Genomic DNA, 16,362 nt, shown 5'->3' on the forward strand with positions numbered 1-16,362 from the left:
ATCATGTCCCCACTCGTGCTGTTCTTCGGCGACATGTTCCCCGGCTACCCCACCCTCACCGGCCAGTACGTCATCAAAGACATCGTCCTGATCGGCGCCGGCCTCGTCATCGCCGCCAAGACACTCGGCGCCCGGTTCACCGCCACCCGGTGACCAGGCGACCCACGAGGGTTCCACGGTGCAGACGCCCGTCCCGGGCACGACCCGGGACGGGCGTCTCGCCGTCCCGGCGTGGTCTGCTCGCGACGCGTCGTACGCTCCATCGGCACCCTGGCGGGATGCCCGGACGTGACCGTCCGGTCGGACGAGAGGACATCACCGTGACCGACGGACCCGTGCTGCGCGCCTTCCGCGAGGAGGACCTGCCGTTTCTCGACCGCCTCAGCAGCGATCCCGAGGCGCTCGGCACGTTCGAGTGGCCGGGCTTCACGGACGTGCGCACCCACCGGCGTCGCTGGGAGGAGGACGGCTACATCGGTGCCACCTCGGGGACGGTCGCGATCGACGTCGGAGACGACCAGGTCGCGGGCATCGCCTTGTGGAAGTCCGAGGGCCGCGGTGTCCCCAGGGGCGTCACCTACGAGATCGGGATCGCGTTGGTTCCCGAGCACCGCGGTCGCGGGCTCGGTACGACGGCCCAGCGCCTACTGGTCGACTACATCTTCGACCACACGACCGCGAACCGGGTCGAGGCGTTGACGAACGGCGAGAACGTGGCCGAGCAGCGTTCCCTGGAGAAGCTCGGGTTCCAGCGCGAGGGCGTCCTGCGCAGCCGGTCGTTCATCCGTGGGAACTACTCCGACGTGCTCGTCTACGGACTGCTCCGCGACGAGGCGCGCCCGCCCGCGCGCTGATCCCGTACGCACTGCCCGGCTTCGCGGCCGAGGACGTGGCCGAGAGCGGCGGCGAGGTCGTCGTGGCGGTAGCGGTGGCCCAGCCTGCTGAGCACGCCGGGCAGGACGCGCTGGCTCGCCTCGGCGATCTCGGCCGCGCCCTCGGTGCCGAGGATCAGTCGCGGCCCGAACGCGGGGACGGGGATCAGCGCGGGCCGGCGCAGGACGCGGGCGAGCACCCGGGTGTACTCGGTGTTGCGCATCGGTTCGGGAGCGACGGCGTTCACCGGCCCGGCGAGCGTGTCGTCGACGATCGCGCGGAGGTAGACGTCGACGAGATCGTCGATGCCGATCCACGACATCCACTGACGCCCGGACCCGAGGCGTCCACCGAGACCCGCGACGAACAGCGGCAGCATCGCCCGCAACTGGCCACCCGCCGGGCTCTGCACCAGTCCCGTACGGACCACGACGGTCCGCAGGCCGGCGTCAGCGGCGGGCGCGGCGGCCTGCTCCCACGCCGTCACGACCTCGGCGAGGAAGCCGTCGCCCGGATCGCTGTCCTCGACGAGTGGTTCGTCACCGCGGTCGGCCCCGTAGTAGCCGATCGCGGATGCCGTGACGAACGTCCGCGGCCCGTCGACCGTCGCGCCTGCGAGCTCGGCGAGCGCGCGTGTGGGACCGAGACGACTGTCCCTGACCTCCCGCTTGTGCTCGGCGGTGAAGCGCCCAGCGATGGTGGCGCCGGCGAGGTGGACGACCGCGTCGACACCGGCGAGCATGCCGGAGGCCGGACGCCCGGGGTTCCAGCTCCGCTCGTCGGCGTTCCGCGCCTCCCGGCGCACCAGCCTGACGACGCGGTGCCCGCCCGTCGTCAGCAACGCGCACAACGCGGAGCCGACCAGACCCGACGAGCCCGTCACCGCCACGGTCAGTGCTGATCGCCTCCGGCGGTCCTGCGACAGCGACCGGTCGAGGAGCCCGGCGGCCCACCGGTGCGCGGCGAGGTCGGCGGCGAGCTGCCGGTGCCGGTACGTGAACATGCCGCGCAGCAGCGCCGACGGCAGCGGCGTCTCGACGGTGTCGGTCATCCGCGTCGTGTCCGCACTCACCGCGCTGAACTCGTGGGTGTGCCGCCATGGCACCGGCGACGTCGTCAGCTCGTCGACGAACCGGTGCGGCGGGTCGTACCCGGAGTGGCGCGCCACCAGCGGATACCCACCAGGCAGGGCGAGCACCGCGCGCCCGTCGCGCAGGCTCTCGGCCTCGGACCGTATGCGCAACGGCAGCCACGGCGGCGAGAGCCGCGCCAACGCACCGGGCCGCTCGTGCCAGGCGTAGACCTCCGCCAACGGCGCGCGCACCTCACTGCTGAACACCAGTCCCATGCCTGACCACCACCCTTACGGTTCTCGCTACCCGGTTCAGCCCGCCCGACACGGCCGACGCCGGTACGCCGACCGTCAGGTGTGTCGGGTGAGATCGACGTCCATGGGCCGCAGTCTCCCACCCGCCGCCGAGCCGCAGTCGCGCAATTGGAGAGCGAGTTGTCAGTGGCAGGCGTGGCTATGGCGACGCCTGCCAGGCTCGCCGCCCGCACCGTTTGATCACGTGCACGTGATCAACGTGGACTTCACCTCGTGCCGGGACGAGGTGAAGTCCACGTCCGTGAGGTGAAGCTCCGCCGACGACCCTCGCAGCGCACCCGTGAACGGCACCCTCACCATGCCCCGACACGGTGAGGGTGCCCCTCACGGGTTGCGGCCGCGAAGCGACCGACACCACGACCGGGGTCCACCCTTGTCACCCGCCCGGGACCGCCGCACCAGCGGCGATGGGACGACTGACAACTCGCCCCGGTCAGGAACCAAACTCCGCGACCGACGCCAGGAACGCTCGATAAACCGGAGACGCCCGCATAGCGGCATACCCGTCACGCACTCCGACAGCAGACGCCACCCGAGAGACCGACAACACCGCAGCCACCGCCGCAGGAGACCAAGACCCCACGGTCCGTGCCAACGCGAGCGCCGAGTCCCTCAGGGAGGCGGCCGACACCACGGAGTTCACCAGCCCCCACGACCGCGCCTCCTCCGCCGGCATCCGCCGCCCCGTCAGCAGCATCTCGGTCGCCACCGCGGCCGGCAGCCGCCGGGGCAGCCGCAGCACGCCTCCCGCATCCGGGATGAGCCCGAGCGTCACCTCCGGCAGCGCGAACTCCGCGTGCGAGGCCGCCACCACCAGGTCGGCGGCGAGGACGAGCTCGAAGCCGCCACCCAGCGCGAGCCCGTTCACCGCCGCGATCACCGGCTTGTTCAGGTCGAAGAGCTCCGTCAGGCCCGCGAAGCCGCCGGGTCCGTGGTCGGCGTCCACCGCCTCCCCCGCCGCCGCGGCCTTGAGGTCCCAGCCGGCGGAGAAGAACCGTTCGCCCGCACCGGTCACCACGCCCACGCGCAACGCGTCGTCGTCGCGCAGGCGCACGAACGCCTCGTACAGCGCCAGGCTCGTCGCCACGTCGATCGCGTTCGCCTTCGGCCGGTCGAGCGTGACGAGGAGAACGCCCTCGTCGACCTCGACCCTCACTGCGTCCGACACCGGCACCTCCCTACGACGCGCACGGGTGCAGCGACGCCGACGTGTCCTCGGCGAGCCGTACGAGGACGTCGACCGCGACGGCACCGTGCGATGTCGGCAGGACGAGCAGCGGGTTGACGTCGAGCTCGACCAGGTGGCTCTGGTGCGCCCGCGCGTACGCTGCCACGGCGACGACGGCGTCGACCACCGCGTCGACGTCCGCTGCGGGACGGCCGCGGTAGCCGGCGAGCAGCGGCCAGATCCGCAACGAGCGCAGGGCCGCCTCGATCTCCTCGCGGCTCACCGGAAGCAGCAATGTCGCCACGTCGCGGACGAGCTCCACCAGCTCACCCCCGGCGCCGATCGTCAGAGCCAGCCCGAACTGCGCGTCGCGGTGCACGCCGACGATCAGCTCCGCGAGCGACCCGCCGACCATGCGTTCGACGAGGAACCGGTCACCGAGGTCGGCCATCGCCGCGACCGCCGCCCGCACCTGCCGGCCGCGGGTCAACCGCAGCCGCACGCCGCCCACGTCGGTCTTGTGCGCGATCGACGGCGACAGGGTCTTCACCACCACGGGGTAGCCGAGCTCCGCGGCCGCCTCCGTCGCGGTGTCCGCCGCGACGATCCGGCCGTCGGGAACGCGCAGGCCGTACGCCGCGAGCGCCTGCTTGCCGCTCCACTCGTCGAGCTGCACCGGCGGGTCGGCGGTGACGCCACCCGCCGGCGGGTCGAGCGGCGCGATCGCGGCTGCCGACCGTTGTGCCGCGCCGATCGTCCACGCCGACGCGACGGCGTCGAGGCAGTCCGCCATGCCCTGCATCGGCGCGATGTCCTCGCGCAGCAACGCCTCTCCCACTGGTTCGGGAAGACCTTCGGGCAGCAGGCTGACGACGCACGCCGGCGCGGACGTCCGCCGGCGCGCGGCGACGAACGCGTCGACCGTCGTCTGCCACGGGCGCGGCAGGCACCGGTCGTCCCGCGGATAGTCGAGCACGAGCAGGTGCGAGTCGAAGTCCGCGGACAGCACGGCCGCGAAGCATTCGGTCATCGCGCGCTCGTCGCCCCAGATGTAGGTGTGGTAATCGAGCGGGTTCGCGACGTGCACGCGGTCGCCGAGCACCTCACGCAGCCGCCCCTCCGCCGCCTCGGGGAACGCCGGCAGCTCGACGCCGCGCTCGTGTGCCAGGTCGGCCACGAGCGCGGCCTCGCCGCCGGAGCAGCTGGCGGACGCGATGCGCGGACCGGCGAGCCCGCCGTGCACGTGCAGGAACTTCAACGTCTCGATGAACGTGCCGACCTGCCGTACACGCGCGATGCCGAGCCGCCGGAACAACGCGTCCCAGAGGGTATCGGAGCCGGACAGCGCGCTGGTGTGGCTGAGGTTCACCCGCGCGCCGAGCTGCGACGTGCCCGACTTCAGCGCGATGACCGGCACCTGCCGGTGTAGCGCCTCGAGGCAGACGCGGGAGAACGCCGCGGTGTCGGCGATGCCCTCCAGGTGCAGCCCGATCGCGGTGATGCGCGGGTCGTCGAGCATCGCCGCCATCAGGTCGGGAACGCCGGTCACGGCGCCGTTGCCGACCGTCACGAGCTGCGCGAGCGGCAGCGACCGGCGCTGCATCGTGAGGTTCTGGCCGAGGTTGCCGCTCTGGGTGATGACGGCGACTCCGCGATCGACCCGGTGCCCGCCGTGCTGCTCCGACCACAGCGCGGCGCCGTCGAGGTAGTTGAGCATGCCCATGCAGTTCGGCCCGATCAGCGCCATGTCACCCGCGGCGTCGACGAGCGCCCGCTGCAGCGCCTCACCCGCGGGTCCGTGCTCGGCGAACCCGGACGCGTGGCAGACGACCCCACCCGCGCCACGGGCCGCCAGCGCGGAGACGACGCCGACCGTCGCCTCGCGCGGGACGGCGACGAACGCGGCGTCCGGCGCCTCCGGCAGCGCGTCGACGTCGGGGAAGCACGGCAGGCCGGACAGCGTCTCGCGCCGCGGGTGGACCGGCCAGATCTCACCCTCGAAGCCGATCAGCCGCGACTGCCGGATCGCCTCCTCAGCGGCCGTCCCGCCGACGACGGCGATATGCCGTGGCGCGAGCAGCCGGCGGAGATGGTCGCGGGTGGTCACGAGCCGACCTCCAGAGCGAGCATCGCAGCGGTTCGGAGCGCGCCCCGCTTCCACACAACCACCGAGCGAGGAGCGGAGCGGCGGAGGGCGGCGGGGAACACAGTCACGACGGGTTCACCTAGGCACCCAGCGGGCGGAGGAGGGACCGGGAGATGATGTGCCGCTGGATCTCGCTGGTGCCGTCCCAGATGCGCTCGACTCGTGCGTCACGCCAGAACCGCTCGATCGGCATGTCGGCCATCAGGCCCATGCCGCCGAAGACCTGCACCGCGCGGTCGGTGATCCGACCGAGCGCCTCGGACGCGTACAGCTTCGCCATCGCCGCGTCGCGGTCGGTCATGGTGCCCTGGTCGAGCTTCCAGGCCGCCTGGAACGTCAGCAGCTCCGCGGCCTCCAGCTCGGTCGCCATGTCGGCCAGCGGGAAGCCCACCCCCTGGAAGCGACCGATCGGTCGACCGAACTGCTCGCGCTCCGCCGCCCACCGTGTCGCCAGCTCGAGTACCCGGCGGCCCCGCCCGACGCTGGTCGCCGCGACACTGAGGCGGCTCGCCCCGAGCCACTCGTTCATCAACTCGAAGCCGGCGCCCTCCGCGCCGAGCCGCTGCCCGGCCGGGATCCGGCAGCCGGTGAACGACAGCTCGCACTGGTGGTACCCGCGGTGCGAGACACACGACGACCCACGTGTGACGGTGAGACCCGAGGCGTCGGTGTCGACGAGGAACCCGGTGATGCTGCTGCGCGGGCCCCGAGAGGTCTCCTCGGTTCCCGTCGCCGCGAACACGATGACGAAGTCGGCGACGTCGGCGTGGCTGATGAAGTGCTTGGCGCCGTCGAGCACGTAGTCGTCGCCGTCGCGTACGGCACGGGTCGTCATCGAGCGGACGTCGGAGCCGGCACCCGGCTCGGTCATGGCGAGGCAGTCGTGCCGGTCGCCGCGCACCGCGGGCAGCAGGTAGCGCTCGCGCTGCTCCCCCTCGCACGCCAGCAGGATGTTGCTCGGTCGCGCCACCAGCGACTGCAGCGCCCAGCTCGATCGCCCGAGCTCGCGCTCGACGAGGACCATGCCCGTCGCGTCGAGGCCGCCGCCCCCGATCTCGGCGGGCATGTTCGCCGCGTAGATGCCGGCGTCGAGCGCCCTCTTACGGATCCGGTCGGCAACGTCGGCCGGCACGTCGTCCAGACGCTCGACCTCGTCCTCGTACGGCTCGAGCTCGGTGGTCACGAACCGACGGACGGTCTCGACGATCATCCGCTGCTCGTCGGTGAGTGCGAAGTCCACGGGGCGCTCCTCAGGGTCCTGGCGTGCGTACGGGCATGGCGATCGGCCGACCCACCGCCTCGGGCCGCGGGATCCCGGCGTGGGCGTGGCACACCGCGGCGACACGTGCGTGCAGGTCGTCGGGCATCGGCGCCGACCGACCCGCCGCCGTGTCGACGTGCACGAGCAGCTGCTCCGCCGTCGCCAGCAGCGCGCCGCTCGTACCGTGCCGCATCTCGTGGAAGAGGTGCAGCCGCTTCGCGTCGTGGTCGAGCAGCAGCAGGCTCAGCGCGAGCGGCTCGCCCTCGACCACCTCGCGGTGGTGGTGCAGGTGGGTCTCCACCGTGTAGAGCGACGCGCCGGCCGCACGGTACGCGTCGTCGACGCCGACGTGGCGGAAGAAGGCGTCGGCGTTGTCGCCGAACACGAGCAGGTACGCCGACTCGCTCATGTGCCGGTTGTAGTCGACCCAGCGCGCGCTGACGGTCGTGTCGTACAGCCGCAACGGAGCGGCGAGCTCGGCCACCCGGACTCCTGATGTCTCATAATATGCGATGCTTGTTCGCAATGCATGACGCTAGACAGGGATCCGAGCACCGTCAAGCGGGGGTGACGACAGCTGCAACGCCCCCTCGATGGCCTAGAGTCGACGCAACCCGAGACGGAAGTGAGGTCGACGTGTTGGCCGCCAGGGAGCCGGACGACCAGGACTCGCCGCGGGCGTCCGGCAGGGTCCAGTCCGTCGACCGCGCGATCGCCCTGCTCAACGCGATCGGCGCCGGAGCGGCCGAGGGCTGCACCGCGGCGGAGCTCGCCGTCACCTGCGAGCTGAACCGCGCGACGGCCTGGCGGCTGCTCGCGACGCTCGAGCACCACGCGATGGTCGAGCGCGACCCGCTCACCAACCGCTACACCATCGGCTTCTCGGTGAGCCGCCTCGCCACCACGGCGGGCGTCGAGGGACTCGTCAGACGGGCGCACGACGTGCTCGAACGGCTCTGCCACGACACCGGCGAGACCACCAACCTCGCCGTCCCCCACCGCGGCGAGCTGACGTACGTCGACGAGGTGACCCCGCCCGTCGTGCTCTCCGCCCGCTGGATCGGGCACCAGATACCCATCCACGCCACCTCCGCGGGCAAGGCGCTGCTGGCCTGGTTGCCCGACGACGAGATCGAGGCGTTGCTCACCGGGCCGCTCGCCGCGTACACCGAGATGACCCGCACCGACCGAAGGGCACTGCGCACCGAGCTCGCGTCGATCCGCGCGCAGGGCTACAGCGTGAGCGTCGGCGAGATGGAGCAGCACCTGTACGGCATCGCGGCGCCCGTCCTCGACACCGGCGAGCGCCCGTACGCCGTGGTCAGCGTCTGGGGCATGCGCGACGGCGTGCCCGAGCAACGGTTCGCCGAGCTCGGTGACCTGGTCCGGCAGGCGGCCACCGAGATTGCCGCCGAGAACCCGACGGGCTGACCCGCACGGCCCTCACAGATGCCGCACCCAGAGGTTCTCCTCGACGTACGTCGCGGTGTCCGACTCCCTGTCGACGTCGAGGAGATCCAACGCGTCTGGCACGACGTACCGGCCGGTCTCGGGGAAGAGCATGCCGGTCCACGTCTCCCACTCGGCGACGGTGCCGGTGATGACCATGGACCGGTGTGCCGGCCCGAGCACCTGCGCGCCCATGCGCTGGTGCGTACGGATCCACGGGTCGATCGACAGCCCGTCGTCGCGCGTCCAGGTGGCGAACGTCGTCATCGGCGTGAGCGGGTAACGCGGCTTGAGCGTCGGGCGCAGCGGCGCGATGACGTGGGCGAGCCCGTCGGCGGTCGCGCGGTCGCGCAGCGCGGTGAGCGCCTCGCGGGCGACGCCCCGCCTCGCTACGCCGTCGCCGACCACCGCGGCCATGAAACTCAACGTGGTGGGCTCGACACCCGCCTCGTGATCGTCGACCGACCGGACGAGCGACCCGTCGTAGCCCTCGGGGAGATCCTCGACGGTGCCGTCCCAGCGCAACGGCACGCCCCAGCCGCCGGCCACGACCCGGCCTTCGTCGAGCAGCAGCACGTCGTAGCGCGCGAAGTACCTCTCGACGCGCGGCAGATACGCGTGCGTGACCGCGTCGTGGAAGATGAACTCCGGCCATTTCGCCCGGAGCAACTCGCGCGCCTCGTCGTGGAGGTCCGGGCGCTCGGCGAAGGTCACGACGTCCATTGGCCACACCCTATGGGTCAGTGATCGCGCGTCCGGCGTACGAGGGCGGCGGCTCGACCAGGGGCGCGAGACGTTCCGCGACCTCCGCAGGGAAGGGCACGGCCCTCCCCTCACCGACGTGCAGCGCCAGGATCTCCTCCGTCGCGACGACCGTGGCCGCGACCGCCATCTCGTGGCACAGGTGCAGCTTCTTCGCGCCGGCCCCGACCACCGTGGTCGCGATCGCGAGCTCGGCGCCGGCACCCACCTCGTCGAGGTAGCGGACGTGCGCTTCGACCGTGTACAGCGAGCACCCCGTACGCGCGCGGTACGTCTCGTCGAGACCGACCCGGTCCATCAGCGCGTCGGTGGCGAAGCCGAACGCGAGCACGTAGTACGCCTCGCTCAGGTGGCCGTTGTAGTCGATCCACTCCGGCCGGACACGGACCCTCACGCCGCTCCCCCGCGTACGCCCTCGACGGCGCGCATCACGGCGATGAGCGCGCGGTCGCGCTGCGCCACCAGCTCGGCGACGGATCGTCCGCCGGCCGCCGCCTCGCAACCGTCGACCATGCGCTCGCGCAGCTCCTCGGTGAGGTCGGGCGCGGTCAGGCGCGTCCAGGGCGACCGCAGCGAAGGACCGAAGTGGTCGAGCATGTGCGCCATGCCGCCCTCGCCGCCGGCGAGGTGGAACGTGAGGCACGGCCCGAGCAACGGCCAGCGCAGGCCGGGCCCTTCAGTGATCGAGGCGTCGATCTGCGCGACGGTCGCCTCGCCGTTCGCGACCATGTGCAGTGCCTCGCGCCAGATCGCCTCCTGCAGCCGGTTGGCGACGAATCCCGGCACCTCGCGGTCGAGCGTGATCACCGACTTGCCCGCGTGCCGGTAGAACGCCTCGGCCCACTCGACGGCCCAACGCTCCGTCCGCTCCCCGCCGACGACCTCGACGAGCGGGACGAGGTACGGCGGGTTGAACGGATGCCCGACCACGAGCCGCTGCGGTGTGCCACAGCCGACCTGCATCTCGGTCATGCCATAGCCGGACGTCGACGACGCCACGACGACACCCGCCGGCGTCGCCGCGTCGAGACGGGCGAGCAGGTCGCGCTTCACCTCGAGATCCTCGGGTGCGCTCTCCTGGACGAACTCCGCGTCGGCGACCGCCGCCTCGAGCGTGGCGGCGACCGAGAGCCGTTCACGGGACGCGCCGCCGGCGAGGCCGAGCTCCACGAGCGCGGGCCACGCGGCGTCGACGAGCCTGTGCAGCCTCGCCTCGGCGTCGGGCGCAGGGTCCCACGCGGTGACGTCGTACCCCCGTGCAAGGAAGTGCGCGACCCACCCGCCGCCGATGACGCCGGCACCCACGCACGCCACCCGGCGGACCCGGTCGGGCGGAATCGTCTGCGCCGCCACTCAGGTCCTCCGCCTCAGGCCGAGCGTCTCGCGCGCCTGGTCGGGCGTCGCGACGCGCGCACCGAGGGCCTCGACGACCGTGACCGCGCGCTCGACCAGCTGCGCGTTGGTCGCCTTGACCCCCTTGCTCAGGTACAGGTTGTCCTCGAGCCCCACCCGCACCTGGCCGCCGAGGAGCATCGACTGCGCGACCCACGGCATCTGGTTGCGGCCGATCGCGAAGCTCGCCCAGTTGGCGCCTGGCGGCAGCATGTTCACCATCGCCTGGAGCACGCCGACGTCGGCGGGCGCGCCGTACGGGATGCCCGTGCACAGCTGGAACAGCGGCGGCGCGTCGATGAGCCCCTCCTCGACCAGCTTCGAGGCGAACCACAGCTGGCCGGTGTCGAAGATCTCGAGCTCGGGCTTCACGCCGAGCTCCTGGATGCGCTTCGCGCCGACACGGAGCATGTCGGGCGTGCTGATGTAGAGCTGGCTGCCCTCGCCGAAGTTGAGCGAGCCGCAGTCGAGCGTGCAGATGTCGGGCAGCAGCTCCTCGACGTGCGGCAGCCGGTCGAGACCGTTGACGAGGTCGGTGCCGTCGACGGGCTTGAGCGGGTCGTCCTGGTCGATGAACAGGTCGCCGCCCATGCCGGCGGTGAGGTTGATGACGACGTCGACGCCGGACGCCTTGATACGGCGGACGACCTCGCGGTACAGCGCGACGTCGCGTGACCCCTTGCCGGTCTCGACGTCGCGCACGTGGATGTGCACGACCGCAGCCCCCGCGTTCGCCGCATCGACGGCGGACGCCGCGATCTCCTCCGGCGTGACGGGAACGTGCTCGCTCCTGCCGACGGTGTCACCCGCCCCGGTGAGTGCCGCCGTGATGATGACCTCGTCGTTCACGATGCTCGTTCTCCCTTCCGCGCCCGTGGGGCTCTGACGATCTCGCGCTCGACGAAGTCGAGCAGCACCTTGCGCATGCGGCGTACCGAACGTCCCGGCCGTCCCGCGAGTACCTGGATGCCGAGGCCGTCGACGAGCGCGGTCAGCGCCACCGTCAGCTCCTCGGCGTCCGTCTCGACGAACACGCCCTGGTCCTGGCCCTGTCGGATCGTGCGCGCGATCGTGTCGTGCCACCGCGCGTACGAGTCGCTGTGCAGGACGCGCAGCTCGGGCCGCAACGCGCTCTCGTTCCATACCTGCAGCCAGATCGACCACTCCAGCCGCAGCCGTCCGGCCTTGGGTAGCTGCAGGTCGACCAGGCGGAGCAGCCGCTGGTGCGCGTCGTCGATGCGGTGCAGCTCCGCGACCTGCCGGTCGAACGCCTGCCGCACCGAATGCCGCAGCGTCTCGACGAGCAGGTCGTCGCGGCCGGGGAAGTGGTAGCGGATCGTGGCCGCGCTCGTGCCGCACGCCCGCGCGACGTCCGAGACCCGGACGGCGTGGTAGCCGTGCTCCGCGACGAGATGCCAGGCCGCGTCGAGGATCTGCTGGTACCGTCCCGCGTCCATCGGTCTCGCGCGTCGTGCGCCCGCGCGCGCCGACCGGCGCGGGACCGCCGCGACCGTCTCGACGTCGTCCGCGCCGTTGATGAGCCAGTTCACCGTGACGCCACCCGCCTCGGCGACCCGGGTGAGCTCGCCCGGCGTGAACCGCCGGGTGCCGGTCAGCGCCTTCGACAGCTTCGTCGGGTCGAGGCCGATCAGCTCGGCGAACGCACGCTGGCTCCCCTGGTACGCGTCCAGCACGTCGCGCACCCGCCCACGCACCGCCGCCGCCGACCCCAGCACGCCCCGGACGCTACCCCCGCATTGCGAAAATCGCAACACCCGCCACGTCCAGCCCCGACCCTGGACCCCGACTGCCCGCCCTCCGCGAATGATCACGTTCAGTGGGTGAATACGCACTTCCCACGGTCCATACGCCGTGTTCGGTACGGCTTCACCAACTGAACGTGATCATTCGCGGAGAGGCAGATGGGTAGACCGGCGCTTCGTCAGGTCGGGTGGTCAGGCGGGGACGGTGACGGAGTCGGCGACGCGCCAGTGGGCGACGACGCGGTCGCCCACGCCGAGGTCGGACCACGACTCGCCCGGATGGCACAGGGCGATGACCTCCTGGCCGCCGTCGACGGTGACGATGTACTTGCGCGACGAGCCGAGGTAGAGCGCGTTGGTGACGACGCCGGAGAGCCGCACCGTCCCCGCCCCGGCGTCGCCGGCACCTCCGTCGTCCGCGTGCAGGCGCACCCACTCAGGACGCACGACCACACCCGCCCGCTCGGACGTGACGGACCCGTCGCTGCGCACCGGGATCTCCAGCGAGTCCGCCGTCAGCGAGCCGTCGCGGAGCCGGCCGGTGAAGATGTTGGACTCGCCGATGAAGTCGGCGACGAAGACCGAGGCGGGCTTCTCGTACAACTGCTCGGCGTAGCCGAGCTGCTCGATCCGTCCGGCGCGGTAGATCGCGATCCGGTCGCTCATCAGGAGGGCCTCCTCCTGGTCGTGCGTGACGTACACGACGGTGATGCCGGTCTCGCGCTGCAGTCGCATGATCTCGACCTGGAGCTGTTCGCGCAGCTTCTTGTCGAGCGCGCCGAGCGGCTCGTCCATGAGGAGCAGCTCGGGCCTGAAGACCATCGCCCGGGCGAGCGCGACGCGTTGCTGCTGCCCACCGGAGAGCTGCCGCGGGTGACGCCCGCCGAGACCTTCGAGGTGGACGAGGCCGAGCACCTCCTCGACCCGGCTGCGGATCTCCGACCGCGCGGTCTTGCGCATGACGAGGGGGAAGGCGATGTTCTGCTCCACCGTCATGTGCGGGAACAGCGCGTAGTGCTGGAACACCATGCCGAGGTTGCGGTGCTGCGGCGGGTAGCCGGTGACGTCGTTCCCCCGTACGCGCACCACGCCGGTGTCCGGCCTCTCGAACCCCGCGACGACCTTCAGCGTGGTCGTCTTGCCTGACCCCGACGGGCCGAGCAGGGTCAGGAACTCGCTCCTGCGCAACGAGAACGACACGTCGTCGACCGCCACGGCGTCGCCGTAACGCTTGGAGATGCCGTCGAGCTCGAGCGCGGGCGCCTCGTCGTCACGGTCCGGTGCTGGCATGGCTAGGACACCTTCCTCAGCCGGCGGTTCAGGAGTGCGAGCAACAGGAACGAGACGATCGTGACGACGGTCAGCATCGTCGCGACCGCGGCGATCGTGGGGTCGACGTAGCTGCGCACCTGCTCCCACATCACGACGGGCAGGGTCTTCACCAGCGGGCTGCTGAGGAAGATCGCGATGACGAGCTCGTCCCACGACGTCATGAAGGCGAAGAGCGCGCCGGCGAGGATGCTCGGCAGCACGAGCGGCGCGATCACCCGCATGAACGTCTGCAACGGTCCGGCGCCGAGACTGCGCGCGGCGAGCACGAGGTCCCAGTCGACCGTGCGGAGTCCCGCGGCGACGTTGATGACGACGAACGGGATCGCGAGGGTCGTGTGCGCGACCACGAGCCCGGTGACGCTGCCCGAGATGTGCACCCGGCCGTACGTCAGGTACATCCCCAGCGCGATCACCACGACGGGCACGATCATCGGGCTGAACAGGAACGCGTTCACCGCCCTGGCGAAACGGAACCTGCCGCGCACGATCGCGACGGCAGCCATCGTGCCGAGCACCGTGGCGAGGATCGTCGTGAGCACCGCGATCTGCAGGCTCGTCAGCATCCCCTCTATCCAGGCGGGCGAGCCGAGGAGCTTGTCGTACCAGCGGAGGCTGAATCCCTTGGGCGGGAACGACAACAGGCCACCGGCGGTGACCGACATGCCCACCACGACGATCGTCGGAGCGACGAGGACGAAGCCGACGACTGCCGCGAGCAGGTACGTGAACCAGCGCGGACGGATGCTCATCGGTCCTCCTCGTAGCCCACGATGCGGCCGACGGGGACGAGGCGACCGCCGAGGCCGAGGACGACGAGCGTCACCACGAGCAGCACGATCGCGACCGCGCTCGCCACGCCGAACTGGAGCAGCGGGTTCACCTGCAGCACGACCAGCTGCCCGAGCATCTGGTTCTTCGGCCCGCCGAGCAGCTCGGGCGTGATGTAGAACCCGGTGCTCAGCACGAAGACGAGGAAGCAGCCCGCGGCGACACCGGGCACGCTGAGCGGGAAGAACACCCGCCAGAACGCCTTCGGCCTCGACGCACCGAGCCCGAGCGCGGCCGGCATCAGGCTCTCGTCGATGCGCCGCATGGTCGCGTACGCCGGCAGCACCATGTACGGCAACAGGATGTGGCTCATGCCGATCACCGTGCCCAGCGTGTTCTTCACCAGCCGGACCGGTTCGTCGACGATGCCGAACCCCATCAGCACCTGGTTGACGACGCCCTGGTTGCCGAGGATCGCGGTCCACGCGAAGCTCCGCACGAGCAGGCTCGACATGAACGGCAGGAGCACGAGCACCAGCAGCACGCCGGCCCAGCGGCGTCCGCCCATGTGCATCACGTACGCGTACGGGTAGCCGAGCACCACGCAGACCGCCATCACGACGAACGAGATCCGCAGCGTCGTCCAGAGAGACCGCAGGTACAGCGGCGTCTCCGTCAGCTTCGCGTAGTTGGCGGGCGACGGGTCGGTCAGGCTCATCACGCCGATCTGCACGAGCGGGACGAGGTACGCGACCGCGAGGAACACCAGCGGCACGAGGAGCAGCCACTCGGGTCCGAGCCGCGACCACCGGCTCGGGGTCCTGCGCCCGGCCGCCACCTGTGCGCTCATGCCGACCTCCAGGTCTGGAACTTCTGCTCCACGGAGGTGAGGTTGGCCGCCCACCACTCGTCGTCCAGCGACAACGCGGTCTTCAGGTGGGTCGTCGCGAGGAACGGCCGGATCTTGTCGTTCACCTTGTCGAGCGCGTTGATGTTCGTCGGCCCGTACGTGATGTACTCGGAGATCCGCGCGCTGTTGTCCGCCGCGACCATGTACGCACAGAGCCTGGTCGCCGCCTCGACGTTCTTGGCGTTCTTCGGTATCACCAGGTAGTCGGCGGTGAGGAAATGCTGGCTCCACATGATGTCGACGGGTGCATCCTCCTTGGCGTAGTCGTAGACGCGCCCGTTCCAGCTGGTGCCCATGACCGCCTGCCCGTCGGCGACCAACTGCGCGGACTGCTCACCGGTCTCCCAGTACACGAGCGACGACTTGATCGTGTCGAGCTTCTTCAGCGCACGGTCGACGTCGATCGGGTAGAGGTCACGGGGACGGACGCCGTCGGCCAACAGGGCGACCTCGAACGTGCTGCCGTTGCTGGCGATGCTCGCGATCGAGCGCGGACCGGGGAACCGCTTCAGGTCGAAGAAGTCCTCGTACGTGCTCGGCTTCCTGCCGCCGAACTTGTCGGTGCGGTAGCCGATGACGTTGGAGTACGTGATGACGGGTACGCGGTATCCCGTGGTGACCAACCGTTTCGGCTGCAGCTCCGAGCACGGCACCCGCGAGCAGTCGAGCTTCACCAGGTTGTCGGTCGTGGGCCCGAGCCCGTAGTCGGCGCCGGTGTCGACGAGGTCCCACATGATGTTGCCGATCCGCGCCATCGCCTCGAGCTTCGCGTAGTCGGTCGGCGAGTCCTGCACGACTCTGATCCCCGGGTTGGCCTCCATGAACGGCTCGACCCAGGCCTTCGTCTGCGCCTCCTGGTACGCGCCGCCGTAGCTCGCGAAGACCACGCCGTCGTCGTCGCCTCCGCATCCCGCCAGCGAGCTCCCGGCCGCGAGGCCGGCGGAGGCGAGCAGGCCGCCCTTGAGCACCTGCCTCCTGCTGAAGCGCCCGGACATGTCAGCACATCCTTCCGACGCAGGACACTAGTAGTACTTTGTTATGTCGAGTCTGCGGGGGTGGGTGGGCGTGGCAGGACGGGTTGCAGGCAGAGACGGCAAGCGCCGGTCCAGACGCCGAGTAGGGCCTGGAGTTCGCGGAGGACGGCGTAAAGA

General features: G+C 71.0%; 17 protein-coding genes. 3 read left to right on the forward strand and 14 right to left on the reverse strand.

Annotation, left to right across the window (positions count from 1 at the left end):
* Positions 1-153: DoxX family protein (locus tag GEV10_28015; protein MQA82263.1), on the forward strand; the 153-nt coding region annotated here is incomplete at its 5' end.
* A 185-nt stretch (positions 154-338) separates the two neighbouring features.
* Positions 339-854 carry a GNAT family N-acetyltransferase gene (locus GEV10_28020; protein ID MQA82264.1) on the forward strand — a complete coding sequence of 172 codons (516 nt, stop codon included), beginning with the start codon at positions 339-341 and terminating at the stop codon, positions 852-854.
* Here GEV10_28020 and GEV10_28025 read toward each other — a convergent pair.
* The 5 genes from GEV10_28025 to GEV10_28045 form a co-directional block, all read right to left on the reverse strand.
* Entirely contained in the window at positions 812-2,221 is a 1,410-nt protein-coding gene (locus tag GEV10_28025) for a TIGR01777 family protein (protein MQA82265.1), read from the reverse strand. The two genes, GEV10_28020 and GEV10_28025, sit on opposite strands and share 43 nt — an antisense overlap.
* 472 nt (positions 2,222-2,693) lie before the next feature.
* Positions 2,694-3,428: a carnitinyl-CoA dehydratase gene (locus GEV10_28030; protein MQA82266.1), complete on the reverse strand. Its 735-nt coding sequence runs from the start codon at positions 3,426-3,428 to the stop codon at positions 2,694-2,696.
* A 10-nt stretch (positions 3,429-3,438) separates the two neighbouring features.
* Entirely contained in the window at positions 3,439-5,535 is a 2,097-nt protein-coding gene (locus GEV10_28035; GenBank protein MQA82267.1) for a CoA-binding protein, read from the reverse strand.
* A 118-nt stretch (positions 5,536-5,653) separates the two neighbouring features.
* Positions 5,654-6,814, reverse strand: coding sequence for an acyl-CoA dehydrogenase (locus GEV10_28040; GenBank protein MQA82268.1), 1,161 nt, complete (start codon positions 6,812-6,814; stop codon positions 5,654-5,656).
* A gap of 10 nt (positions 6,815-6,824) precedes the next feature.
* The gene (locus GEV10_28045) at positions 6,825-7,244 is read right to left on the reverse strand and encodes a 4-hydroxybenzoyl-CoA thioesterase (GenBank protein MQA82269.1); all 420 of its coding nucleotides are present in this window, start codon (positions 7,242-7,244) and stop codon (positions 6,825-6,827) included.
* A 116-nt stretch (positions 7,245-7,360) separates the two neighbouring features.
* On the opposite strand from GEV10_28045, the gene GEV10_28050 reads away from it, so the two are divergent.
* Entirely contained in the window at positions 7,361-8,266 is a 906-nt protein-coding gene (locus tag GEV10_28050) for a helix-turn-helix domain-containing protein (GenBank protein MQA82270.1), read from the forward strand.
* A 12-nt stretch (positions 8,267-8,278) separates the two neighbouring features.
* Here GEV10_28050 and GEV10_28055 read toward each other — a convergent pair whose 3' ends face one another.
* From GEV10_28055 to GEV10_28095, 9 genes are all read right to left on the reverse strand, one after another.
* On the reverse strand, positions 8,279-9,007 hold the full coding sequence (locus GEV10_28055; GenBank protein ID MQA82271.1) for a hypothetical protein: 729 nt from the start codon (positions 9,005-9,007) through the stop codon (positions 8,279-8,281).
* A 10-nt stretch (positions 9,008-9,017) separates the two neighbouring features.
* Positions 9,018-9,440 carry a thioesterase gene (locus GEV10_28060; GenBank protein ID MQA82272.1) on the reverse strand — a complete coding sequence of 141 codons (423 nt, stop codon included), beginning with the start codon at positions 9,438-9,440 and terminating at the stop codon, positions 9,018-9,020.
* The gene (locus tag GEV10_28065; GenBank protein ID MQA82273.1) at positions 9,437-10,399 is read right to left on the reverse strand and encodes an L-carnitine dehydrogenase; all 963 of its coding nucleotides are present in this window, start codon (positions 10,397-10,399) and stop codon (positions 9,437-9,439) included. Before GEV10_28065 ends, GEV10_28060 begins: the two co-directional genes overlap by 4 nt.
* Complete coding sequence (locus GEV10_28070) at positions 10,400-11,287, reverse strand: 3-keto-5-aminohexanoate cleavage protein (protein MQA82274.1); 888 nt, start codon at positions 11,285-11,287, stop codon at positions 10,400-10,402.
* Entirely contained in the window at positions 11,284-12,174 is an 891-nt protein-coding gene (locus tag GEV10_28075; GenBank protein ID MQA82275.1) for a TetR family transcriptional regulator, read from the reverse strand. The genes GEV10_28070 and GEV10_28075 overlap by 4 nt, the downstream gene beginning before the upstream one ends.
* Positions 12,175-12,393: 219 nt before the next feature.
* Positions 12,394-13,491: a polyamine ABC transporter ATP-binding protein gene (gene potA / locus GEV10_28080; GenBank protein ID MQA82276.1), complete on the reverse strand. Its 1,098-nt coding sequence runs from the start codon at positions 13,489-13,491 to the stop codon at positions 12,394-12,396.
* A 2-nt stretch (positions 13,492-13,493) separates the two neighbouring features.
* A complete protein-coding gene (locus GEV10_28085) occupies positions 13,494-14,282 on the reverse strand; it encodes an ABC transporter permease subunit (GenBank protein ID MQA82277.1) in 789 nt (262 codons plus the stop codon).
* Entirely contained in the window at positions 14,279-15,151 is an 873-nt protein-coding gene (locus tag GEV10_28090; GenBank protein MQA82278.1) for an ABC transporter permease subunit, read from the reverse strand. The genes GEV10_28085 and GEV10_28090 overlap by 4 nt, the downstream gene beginning before the upstream one ends.
* On the reverse strand, positions 15,148-16,206 hold the full coding sequence (locus GEV10_28095; GenBank protein MQA82279.1) for an extracellular solute-binding protein: 1,059 nt from the start codon (positions 16,204-16,206) through the stop codon (positions 15,148-15,150). The genes GEV10_28090 and GEV10_28095 overlap by 4 nt, the downstream gene beginning before the upstream one ends.
* Positions 16,207-16,362: the final 156 nt, after the last annotated feature.

Source organism: Streptosporangiales bacterium, assembly GCA_009379955.1.
Taxonomy (GTDB): Bacteria; Actinomycetota; Actinomycetes; order Streptosporangiales; family WHST01; genus WHST01.

Bases quoted from the DNA above. Each gene is read 5' to 3' on its own strand.
- GEV10_28025 (MQA82265.1), bottom strand. From the start codon at position 2,221: ATGGGACTGGTGTTCAGCAGTGAGGTGCGCGCGCCGTTGGCGGAGGTC.
- GEV10_28045 (MQA82269.1), bottom strand. From the start codon at position 7,244: ATGAGCGAGTCGGCGTACCTGCTCGTGTTCGGCGACAACGCCGACGCC.
- GEV10_28050 (MQA82270.1), top strand. From the start codon at position 7,361: ATGCATGACGCTAGACAGGGATCCGAGCACCGTCAAGCGGGGGTGACG.
- GEV10_28055 (MQA82271.1), bottom strand. From the start codon at position 9,007: ATGGACGTCGTGACCTTCGCCGAGCGCCCGGACCTCCACGACGAGGCG.
- potA (MQA82276.1), bottom strand. From the start codon at position 13,491: ATGCCAGCACCGGACCGTGACGACGAGGCGCCCGCGCTCGAGCTCGAC.
- GEV10_28085 (MQA82277.1), bottom strand. From the start codon at position 14,282: ATGAGCATCCGTCCGCGCTGGTTCACGTACCTGCTCGCGGCAGTCGTC.
- GEV10_28090 (MQA82278.1), bottom strand. From the start codon at position 15,151: ATGAGCGCACAGGTGGCGGCCGGGCGCAGGACCCCGAGCCGGTGGTCG.
- GEV10_28095 (MQA82279.1), bottom strand. From the start codon at position 16,206: ATGTCCGGGCGCTTCAGCAGGAGGCAGGTGCTCAAGGGCGGCCTGCTC.